Source organism: Lacticaseibacillus pantheris DSM 15945 = JCM 12539 = NBRC 106106 (assembly GCF_001311175.1).
Classification (GTDB): domain Bacteria; phylum Bacillota; class Bacilli; order Lactobacillales; family Lactobacillaceae; genus Lacticaseibacillus; species Lacticaseibacillus pantheris.
In genome coordinates this window covers 67,504-77,357 of record NZ_BBAI01000007.1, presented here as the reverse complement: position 1 = coordinate 77,357, position 9,854 = coordinate 67,504, and the positions used below count along the sequence as shown (strand labels likewise).

4 protein-coding genes, 4 pseudogenes and 1 riboswitch are annotated in these 9,854 nt (G+C 57.9%); of the genes and pseudogenes, 2 read left to right on the top strand and 6 right to left on the bottom strand.

Annotated elements, in window-relative coordinates; genetic code table 11:
• From JCM12539_RS14565 to JCM12539_RS04125, 6 genes and pseudogenes are all read right to left on the bottom strand, one after another.
• A pseudogene (locus JCM12539_RS14565) lies at nucleotides 1–329 on the bottom strand (homoserine dehydrogenase); the annotation flags it as partial.
• The gene (locus JCM12539_RS04145; RefSeq protein WP_054649481.1) at nucleotides 284–1,027 is read right to left on the bottom strand and encodes a homoserine dehydrogenase; all 744 of its coding nucleotides are present in this window, start codon (nucleotides 1,025–1,027) and stop codon (nucleotides 284–286) included. The pseudogene JCM12539_RS14565 and the gene JCM12539_RS04145, both read right to left, overlap by 46 nt.
• A gap of 15 nt (nucleotides 1,028–1,042) precedes the next feature.
• Nucleotides 1,043–2,199, bottom strand: a pseudogene (locus JCM12539_RS04140) (trans-sulfuration enzyme family protein).
• Between the two features lie 194 nt (nucleotides 2,200–2,393).
• Entirely contained in the window at nucleotides 2,394–3,521 is a 1,128-nt protein-coding gene (locus tag JCM12539_RS04135) for a trans-sulfuration enzyme family protein (RefSeq protein ID WP_054649479.1), read from the bottom strand.
• Complete coding sequence (locus JCM12539_RS04130) at nucleotides 3,514–4,308, bottom strand: homoserine O-acetyltransferase/O-succinyltransferase family protein (RefSeq protein ID WP_054649476.1); 795 nt, start codon at nucleotides 4,306–4,308, stop codon at nucleotides 3,514–3,516. The genes JCM12539_RS04135 and JCM12539_RS04130 overlap by 8 nt, the downstream gene beginning before the upstream one ends.
• A gap of 1,220 nt (nucleotides 4,309–5,528) precedes the next feature.
• The gene (locus JCM12539_RS04125; RefSeq protein WP_082405334.1) at nucleotides 5,529–6,932 is read right to left on the bottom strand and encodes an aspartate kinase; all 1,404 of its coding nucleotides are present in this window, start codon (nucleotides 6,930–6,932) and stop codon (nucleotides 5,529–5,531) included.
• Nucleotides 6,933–7,429: 497 nt separating this feature from the next.
• Nucleotides 7,430–7,611, top strand: a riboswitch (Lysine riboswitch).
• 260 nt (nucleotides 7,612–7,871) lie between these two features.
• Between JCM12539_RS04125 and alr the strand changes: the two are divergent.
• Nucleotides 7,872–8,989: pseudogene (gene alr / locus JCM12539_RS04120) on the top strand (alanine racemase).
• Nucleotides 8,990–9,040: 51 nt separating this feature from the next.
• Nucleotides 9,041–9,849, top strand: a pseudogene (locus tag JCM12539_RS15095) (diaminopimelate decarboxylase family protein); the annotation flags it as partial.
• Between the last annotated feature and the right edge of the window lie 5 nt (nucleotides 9,850–9,854).

Sequence of the window (9,854 nt, the reverse complement as noted above, 5' to 3'; positions counted from 1 at the left end):
ACCCGGTGCGCCGCGTCCGCCACGACCGCCGGGGTGTCCGTGTCTACGAAGCGTTCGGGGGTGTTGCCGTCGTGGATGTTGTCAGCCAGGTCCAGCAGGTCAGCCACGATGGAGTTGGCCGTGGGCAGCGCGCCGGCGCCCGGACCAACCATGCTCAGGCGGTTGACGTTGTGCGAATCAATCAACACCGCGTTGTTCTCGTCCCGTACCGCTGCCAGCGGGTGCGCCAACGGTACCAAGTGCGGGGCCACCCGCATACACAGACCGTCTGGCGTGAGTTCGCTCACCGCCAGCGGCTTAATGGCGTAGCCCCAAATGCTGGCGGCCACAAAGTCCTGAGGCTGTAGCGTCGTGATGCCCTGGATGCTGACGTCATCAATGGTGGGCTCATGCCGAACGCAAAGCGGGTCAGGATCAGCAACTTGTACGTTGCGTCCAAACCATCGACGTCGTTGGCTGGGTTGGCTTCCGCAAACCCTTTGCTTTGGGCCAAGCTGAGCGCATCGTCGTACGACGCTCCATGGGCAATCATCTGCGTCAGGATGAAGTTACTCGTGCCGTTGGCGATGCCCGTGATTCGTGAAATGGGGTCGCCCGCGTAGGCGTTGCGAAGCGTGCGCAGTACGGGGATGGCACCCATCACCGCCGCCTCGTAGTACAAACCCACGTGGTGGGCGGCCGCAATTTGGCTGAGCTCAGCGCCATCCGTAGCGATGAGGTCCTTGTTGGCCGTGACGACGTGTTTACCAAAGGTGAGGGCGGTGGTGATGAGCTCCTTAGCAGCCGTCCGACCGCCGATGGCCTCCACCACCACTTTGATATTAGGGTCCGTCACGATACTGGTGCTGTTCGTAGTGAGCGCGATGTCAGGATACTGTGCCTGGCGTTCCGGCGTGACCGTGCGCACCGCAATCCGCGTCACTTTGAGGCGGCGTGCTGCTAGTCGCGGTTGGGGTTGCCGTAAAATCTCAACCAACCCCGAGCCCACGGTGCCCAATCCTAGTAGGCCAATGTTAATTGTGTCCATGATCACCGGTCCCCTCTACGACTGTGCGGGCACGGCGATTTTGGCAAAGGCCTGTGCGAGGTCGGCAATCAGGTCGTCGGGATCCTCCAGGCCGACCGAGAAGCGTAGCAGCCCGGGCGTAATCCCTGACGCGGCCTGGTCCGCCACGCTGAGCTCGGCGTGGCTCATCTTTGGTGGGTACGACAAAATTGTCTCCGTACCACCGAGTGATACCGAGAACTCAGGGATGGTCGTCGTTTCCGCGACCGTGCGTGCGGCGGTCTCACTACCTACGTCAAAGCTGAGGACGGCCCCACCGTTAACGGCTTGGCGTTGCTGGATTGCGTAACCCGCGTTGCTGGGCAGCCCCGGGTAACAGACTCGCGTCACTTGGGGCTGTTGTTCCAGCCACTCGGCAATCCGTTGTGCGGCGGAGCTGGATTGCTGCATCCGGACGCCTAGCGTTTTGATTCCCCGCAACAGCAACCAACAGTCGGTGACGCCCAGTGTTGCGCCAACCGCGTTCTGAATAAAGTAAATCTGGTCCGCTAATTCTTGGTCGTTCGTGATGGCCGCTCCTGCCACAATGTCGGAGTGACCCGCCAAAAACTTGGTGGCCGAGTGGACAACGATATCGACCCTAGGTGCAAAGGCTTCTGGAGCACCGGCGACATGAACGTGTTGTCCGCGATGGCAATCAGGTGGTGCTGGTGGGCCAGGTCGGCCACCGCCGCGATATCGGTGACGGCCAGGATCGGGTTAGATGGTGTTTCAATGTAGATGGCCTTAGTGTTCGGCTGAATGGCCGCGGCTACGGCGTCCAGGTCGGAGAGGTCGACGAAGGTGTGCTCGATGCCAAAGCGGGGTAGTACTTCCTCCAAGATACGGAACGTCCCGCCATATACGTACTTAGAAATAATCAGGTGGTCACCCTGGCTAAAGGTCATCAGGACGGAGCTAATGGCGGCCATCCCCGTGCTGAACAGGTAGCCAAATTGACCGTCCTCCAAAGTAGCGACGGCGTGTTCCGCAACCTCACGGGTGGGGTTACCGGAACGCGAGTAGTCAAACTTCCCGAACTCGTCGAAGCTCGCCTGATTAAACGTTGACGATAACTGAATGGGGGTGTTCACCGCCCCCGTAGCAGGGTCCTGAACGGTAGTGGCTTTGATGATTTTAGTCCAATCGTGCATGAGTCGGCTCCTTAGTTGAGCGGCACCACGCAGAAGGTATCACGTTGGGTGTCCGGCCCAACCAGCAACAAGTGCTTGCTAGTCTGAACACCTGACGCGCTACCTTCTAAGCGCATGGCTTCGCTTTATTTTTTTATGCTGGCAAAGTTACATGTATGTTGTGTTATCCGTATAAAACTCGATCCGTTTTGATACTAATTACTTGGTGGTAGTTGGTGCTCCGGCGGCGATAGCTGTGTCAGGTCGGCCAACAGGTCCTCTTTGTCCTCGAGGCCGACTGACAGGCGAATTAGCTGGGGCGTGATGCCTAACTCTAGGCGGTCACCGACTGGCATGTCGTGATGCGTCTGGACGTACGGCACGGTGACGAGGGATTCCGTCCCACCCAGGCTTTCGGCGAACGAACAGACCCGGAGTGCACGGAGAAAGCGGTCGACGCTGAAATCATCCGCGAGGTAAAAGCTAATCATACCGCCGACACCGGCGTACAGCACCCGGTCTACACCCGCGACTTTGGGTAGCTCCGCGGCTAAGAACTGGGCGTTTTCGGTGTGGTATTTCATCCGCACGTGGAGCGTTTTGAGTGAGCGAATTAGCAACCAGCTATCAAACGGGGCTAGGTTCTGGCCGGTGGTGGTCAACTGGAAGCTCAACTTGTCGGCCAGCTGGTCGTCTTTGACAATTACCGCTCCAGCCAGGATATCGTTGTGACCACCGAGGTACTTGGTGGCCGAGTGCACCACGATGTCCGCGTCGTCGTCGAGCGGATTCTGATATACCGGCGTGAGGAAGGTATTGTCCACCGCAATCAGGATGTCCGGCCGGGTCGCGTGCACGGTGCGGGCGACCGCCTCAATGTCGATAATCTTCATGGTCGGGTTGCTGGGCGTCTCCAGCCAAATCAACTTGGTTGTGGGGCGAATGAGCAACAACAGGTCGTCGACGTTGCGGCCATTCCATTTATCGTAATTGACGTGGTAGCGCGCCTGACGCTCATCAAAGTAGCGGAAGGAACCGCCGTAGAGGTCGTCGCTGGCGATGAAATGGTCGTCGGTGGCCGTGAGCGTCGAGAACACGAGGTCAATGGCGGCCATCCCGGAGCTGGTAGCAAAGGCGTGGGTGCCGTGTTCGATGGCGGCCAGCTGCTTTTCCAACTCCAGCCGGGTCGGGGTGGTCATCCGGGAATAGTCAAAGCCGGTGGATTCGCCGAGTCCGGGGTGCCGGAACGCCGTGGAAAAGTTAAGCGGAACGACCACGGAGCCGGACCGGTCGTCTTCCGTGCCGTTGGTGCCTTGAACAAGTTGGGTTGCTAGTTTAGTCATGAGCTACCTCCTGGGGTGTGAGTTGCTGGAGCCATTGACGGTAAAACTTAGTGGTATCGTTCCGCCACGAATTAACGGGACGTAGGTTCGGATCAAAGTAGTGGGCGGGTGGCGCGATGCGGAGCCCACGGTGCCTGTCGCGGTGGAACTCGGACGCGAGCGTGCCGGTCCAGTACTCGAGGTGCCCGGTAACGTAGGTGGACCGTAACGCGGTGTTGGTAACGATTGTGGCGCCAATCCGGTCGTCTCCCGCTACGACTTTGCCCGTCCGTACCGAATTGGTGGGAATGGTGAAGTAGCGTGAGTGCGGCATGGTGATGCCATTCGTTGTGTAGACGCCGTAAATTTTGTGGGTGACCTGGTGCCCGTCCGCCACGTTGTCCAAGTGGAGTGCGGCGTACGCGCCCCAGCAGAGGAACAGGCTGTGGTTAACATGGCTGCGTCGCCACGCAATGAACCGCTGAAACTCCGGCCAGAAATCAATGTCGTTAAATGCAAGGCGATCGATGGCAGCCCCCGTAACGATGAGGCCGTCAAAGTACTGGTCGGTGAGTTCATCGAGTGTTGGGTAGGCCGCATGCACCGCCGCGGCGTGGTTACGAATGTGGTGAGTACCAGGTACGGCAAAGGTGATGGTGAGGTCGGTTCCGGTAGTGGCTAACGCCGCAACAATCTGTTGCTCGGTGACCGCGCGGGTGGGCATCAGGTTCAACACCAGGATGCGGAGTGCGTGGGGTGTGGGCGTGATGTGGTTACGCGTGAAACCAGTTGTGATAGCAATGGTCATGATGGGGGGCTCCTTTCTGGTGGGTTATGGCGGTCAGCTTGCTTGGCTACGCAAAAAAAATCGTCCCGCTACAAAGGTAAGTCATTACCTTTGTAGCGGGAGATTTGCTCGTGTTACCACCCGTGTTCTGGCCGCCGTCGCCGGTAGCCACTCTAGCAGTACGGCGGCTTGGCCGCGATACTGGACCACGTTAACGGGTGGAACCGGGGGGTACTCACTTACGCTCGTACGCACCTAACTTTGCTTTGAGACCATCTTCACGCACCGCGATGTTGCCGAATTCCACCAACTTCGGCTCTCTGTGAACTCACGGGTGCACTACTCATCTCTGCGTCATTTATATTGCCATAATATTAAATCATTATTAGAGGCTGGTCAAGAGTGCGGGGCAACTTTGTTGGTCAATGCGGTGGTGGCAGCGTAGGCCGGAACGGTGAGCTGCGGCTTCCGTAGGGCGCTCCGCGGTAACCACTGCTAGGGCGAAGGCTACAACCCGCCAAGTGCGGGCGCGTTTCCGTCGCGATTCTGAGCCTGCCCGGAAACCCACCGGTCAGTCTCAGAATTCGTCGCGCCGTACGTCACTCCGTTCCCACGGCGGTGCCCCCTGGAAGTGGTTACCACTCCGACCCTACACGCCTCCGCTCACCGTTCCGACCGACGCGGCCTCGCGCTACTGTTAGTCCCATCTCCAGGCATGACGTTTTCGTTCTAAACCTCAACTGCGTGTTCTAAATACTGCGTGGACGCTGATTTCAGGGGCCTGGACCCTTACCCATACGTCTATTCGGTTGCACTAGCTGCCGGTACACGCCCAACTACTCTTGTGGAATTGACATTGGCATCGGATGACGGTTTAGTTCAAGCGCTTATTCATAACTCTGTTCGCAAGTGTGGTGCTGGCCGGTGGGGGTGCTGTGGGGTGCGGAGACGACTGGACCCGGAACGGTGACCGCTGTTTGGGGGCTTGCCGCTGTAGGAACGCAGTGACGTACAGCGCGACGAACTTAGAGACTGACTGCCCGGGCTTGGCAGGCAGTCTCTAAGTCGCACCGGAAACCGCGGTTTTGGCGGTTGGAGGTTTCGCCCTAGCAGCGGTCACCGTGGAGCGGTCCACCAAGTCGCAGTACCCCACAGCACCCCCACCGGCCAGCACCGCCACCATGGAGCGAAGAGATAAAACAAAGACCAGGCCGCGTGTTAGCGGCCTGGTCGAATTCGTCCTAATTTAGTGAGGCTTGGTGCGCTGGTGCTTTCTCCACTGGGTCACGGTGTGTAGAACTTAGCTCATACACAGCGCGGACCGCGTCGTCTGCTTGCTCGGCGGGTACACCCAACATAATGCTGATGCGAGAGGCCCCCTGGTTAATCATCGTCGGCGCGATGCCAACATCGGCCAGGCTTACCATGATTTTAGCCAGCAGGTCATTCTGCGCGTACAATCCTTCGCCCACAATCATGAGCACCGCAAAGTCGTCGAACCACTCGAGCTGGTCGGGGGCAATCTCCGACTTAATGTCCGCCGTGATGCCGCGCTTCTTGTCCGGCGACAGTTGACCCTTGTCGATGATGATGGTGAGGTCGTCAATTCCCGATGGCATGTGTTCGTAGCTGACGTTGTACTTGCGCAGGATTTGCAGCAGGCGCAACGTGAACCCAACTTGAGTGTTAATCAGGTAACGGTGCAGGTAGAGGCCCACGAAGTTACGGTTGGCGGCCACGCCCGTAATGTGGTGGTGATGGTTGACGTCTTTGGTTGGCGCGATGAACGTCCCGCGCGCCTCAGGGTCGTTGGTGTTCTTGACGTTGACGCGAATACCCGCCTGGATCACGGGGATGATGGCCTCATCGTTAAACACGGAGAACCCAGAGTAAGCCAGTTCACGCATCTCCCGGTATGTCAGGGTGCGGATGGCGCGGGGGTGCTCCACGACGCGTGGGTCGACGGCGTAAACGGACGATACGTCGGTAAAGTTTTCGTAGAGGTCAACGCTAAAACCGCGGGCGAGAATGGATCCGGTAATGTCGGACCCGCCGCGGGCAAAGGTGGCGATGTTACCGTCTTTGTCGTATGCAAAGAAGCCGGGCACAACGATAATTTCGTCAGGTTGCAGTTCAAACTGAGCGATACGGGCATAGCTGTCGTCAGTGACGGTAGCTGAACGGGGCTCGCCGGCAACGGTGATACCTAGGTCGCGAGGGCCGACAAAGCGGGCGTTGATACGCTGGTGCGTCATCACTTCGGCAACGAGTTGGGCGTTCATAAACTCACCCTGAGCCATGAACGCAGCGTACAGGTAGTCGTTGGAAGGATAGTTACGCATCGCCATTTCGCCGAGGTGACGGCGGAGGCGGTCGATGATGTCGGTGGGCACGTCAAAATAGCGCGCGATATCAACGTAGCGACTCAGAATTTCTTCGGTAACTGGTTCGGTGTCGGTGCCGTCAACGACGGCATCGGCGAGGGTGCTGAGTAGGTCGGTGACCTTGGTGTCACCAGACTGACGCTTGCCGGGGGCGGAGACCACCATGATGCGGCGGTCAGCGTCTGCGGTAACGATGTTAATGGCCTTCTCGAGCTGCGGACCTGTGGCGAGGGAGGAGCCACCGAATTTTACGACCTTCATGAACAATATGCCAACTTTCTGAATGGTTTGTAATAACAATACTACATTTTTAGGCTGCTTTACGCGCAAAATGCATAAGCGTATGTATATCTTATATTCGTTGCTAGTATACGTGGCTACTACCGTAACGGCAAGGGGTTTGCGGTTTTGGATGCCGGCTCGTGTTGCTTTTGCGGCTCCGCGTGAGCGGTGGTAGTGTGCGGCCGAAGCTACGAACCTCACGCTCACGCCCGTTCCGGGCTACCGCGAAGCGGACTAGCCCGAGAAAACCACTCGGTCTATCCGCTTTGATTCTGTAATTCATAACTACCAGTACGTGCTGTCGCACTACTGGCAGTAATTCAAACAGAACTACGGGTCTGCAGCCGCCGCACACCACCACCGGCCGTATCCCTAGAACCACGGCTGCTGCAGAATCCGGCGGCTTATAGACGTCCGTCTTCGGATAACCACAGGGTTGACAGTTGTACGGTATTAATTGTAACCTAACGTTAATTATAAATGATAGAGGTTGCGGTTGCCATGACTAGCGCGTCCAAGTTGATACACTCAACGGTGCGGGCGCGTGAAAGGGAAGACCGCCGAAACCCGCTCGGGAAGTGTAAACCCGGCAGGTTGGGCCACCGGTGAATAACCGCTGGACTGTCGCAGTGACTTGCTGCGGAGCGCTATCGTAAATCATTATGGACAAACGGTTTTTTTAACGAAGACTTTAACGGCCCATCTGGTATGCGAATAACGCACGCCGGGTGGGCTTTTGCGTACCCGCTGGCGTGAACCACCGCGACTTTGCTTTTGTGCGCGTGTACTCCATGGTCAGCGGCCCCTCTATACCTTATAATATGCAGTAGTGTGTCCGTTTAAAGAAACGCGACCTTGTGGCCGGGCGCCAACGACGACCATATCCACATTAACCACGACACGTAGGGGGTTCGGTACATGTCAGTCACAGCTGATCATCGTCCAACAAAATTATATATTTCACAACACGCAGTTACACATAACTTAGCCGAGACGCGCAAAGCTGCACACGCCAAAACGGTCTTCCTGGCCGTTAAGGCGAACGCTTACGGCTTTGGGCTGCTCGAAATGAGTCGCGCGGCCGTTAATGGCGGCGCAGATGGGCTCGCCGTAGCCGTTCTGGATGAGGCGCTCGCCCTCCGGCAACACGGATTTACGATACCCATCTTGGTGATGAGTATCGTCATGCCGCAGTACGCCGAGGAACTGGCCGACAACGACCTGATTACCACGGTTGCCAGTGACCAGTGGTTGCACGACGCCCAGCCGTATTTAGCCCAGGCTGGCCAGCCACTCAAAGTGTCCATGGGCATTGATACCGGCATGGGCCGGATTGGTTACCGTAGCCGCGCGGAAATGGATGCAAGCCTACAGTTCATGCAGGCGCACCCGGATGACTTTGAGTATTACGGCCTGATGACCCACTTTTCCCAGGCCGATTCATCCGAGGTGGATTATTTCCACAAGCAATTAGCGCGCTGGCACGAGCTGACGGATACGTTCCCGCACCCGCCGATGGTGCACGTGGCCAACTCGGGTGCCGCCATGTACCATGCGGACGAGATTCCGACCGACGTTATTCGCGCTGGCACCGTTGTGTACGGCATCGAACCGTCGCTGGGTGAGTTACGGGACGCCAGCTACCTGGAGCCTGTGTTGACGCTGACAACGCAGTTAATTTTCGTCAAGCAGATGCACGCGGGTGATGGCATTTCTTACGGTCACATTTACGAGCCAAAGAGGGCGAGTGGGTCGGCACCATTCCTTTGGGTTACGGCGACGGGTTGACCCGCCGTCTCACCGGCGCGGAGGTGCTGGTCAACGGCCAACGGTGCCAGATTCTCGGCAAGCTAGCTATGGACGCGATGATGATCCGGTTGCCCGGCCCGTTACCGCTGGGCACCAAAGTGACGGTGCTGGGTCGCGACGGGGATGAGGAGATTACCCTTGATGAGTGGGCCGACTTTACCGGCTTTGCCCCTTGGGAGTTGTCCATCAACCTGAACGACCGCTTGATTCGGGAAATTAGTGAATAAAACGATGAAACGTGCGCACTGATTTACGCGCACCAACAATGGAGGTATTGCATGACCATTCCGGTTTCAACGGACGCGCAGGGGCGCCTGACCGTGGGCGGCGTCGCTGCGAGCGAGCTGGCGCGTGAATTTGGGACACCCCTTTATGCGTACGACGTGGGCGTCATTCGTGCGAATATCCGCGCGTACCGGGCGGCGTTTGCGGCCCACAAAGTCGATTACACCGTGAGCTACGCGGCCAAGGCCTTCGCAACGGTCGCCATGTTTCAGGTAGCCGCCAGTGAGGGGGCACACCTGGACGTGGTTTCCGGTGGCGAGATTGTTACCGCCCAGCAGGCTGGGGTCAACATGGCACACGTGTCGTTTAACGGCAACAACAAGTCCGATGAGGAGCTGCAACTGGCGTTAGACGCCGGCTTGGGCACGGTGATTGTCGACAACCACTTTGAATTAGAGCGTCTCAACGAACTCGCCGCACGCAAAGGTGTGGTGCAGGACGTTCTGTTGCGGATTGCACCGGACGTTTCGGCCCACACCCACGAGTACATTATGACCGGTCAAGCCGATAGTAAGTTCGGCTTTGACGTAGCGAGTGGTCAGGCGCAGGCGGCCGTTAAGGATACACAGGCGGCAACACACCTGAACTTGTTGGGGCTGCACGCGCATATTGGTTCGCAAATTTTTGCGGTGGACGGCTTCGTGGCCGAAGCGCAAAACTGGTGGACTTGGTACGTCAGTGGGACTACGCTCCCCAGGTCTTGGACCTAGGCGGTGGTTTCGGTATTCAGTACACGGATGCGGACACGCCGATTCCACCGACGGAGTTTGTGGACGCACTCGTCGGCACCATTAGCACTGGGTTTGC

Coding starts and splice junctions, on each gene's coding strand:
- JCM12539_RS04145 (WP_054649481.1), bottom strand. CDS start 1,027: ATGGACACAATTAACATTGGCCTACTAGGATTGGGCACCGTGGGCTCG.
- JCM12539_RS04135 (WP_054649479.1), bottom strand. CDS start 3,521: ATGACTAAACTAGCAACCCAACTTGTTCAAGGCACCAACGGCACGGAA.
- JCM12539_RS04130 (WP_054649476.1), bottom strand. CDS start 4,308: ATGACCATTGCTATCACAACTGGTTTCACGCGTAACCACATCACGCCC.
- JCM12539_RS04125 (WP_082405334.1), bottom strand. CDS start 6,932: ATGAAGGTCGTAAAATTCGGTGGCTCCTCCCTCGCCACAGGTCCGCAG.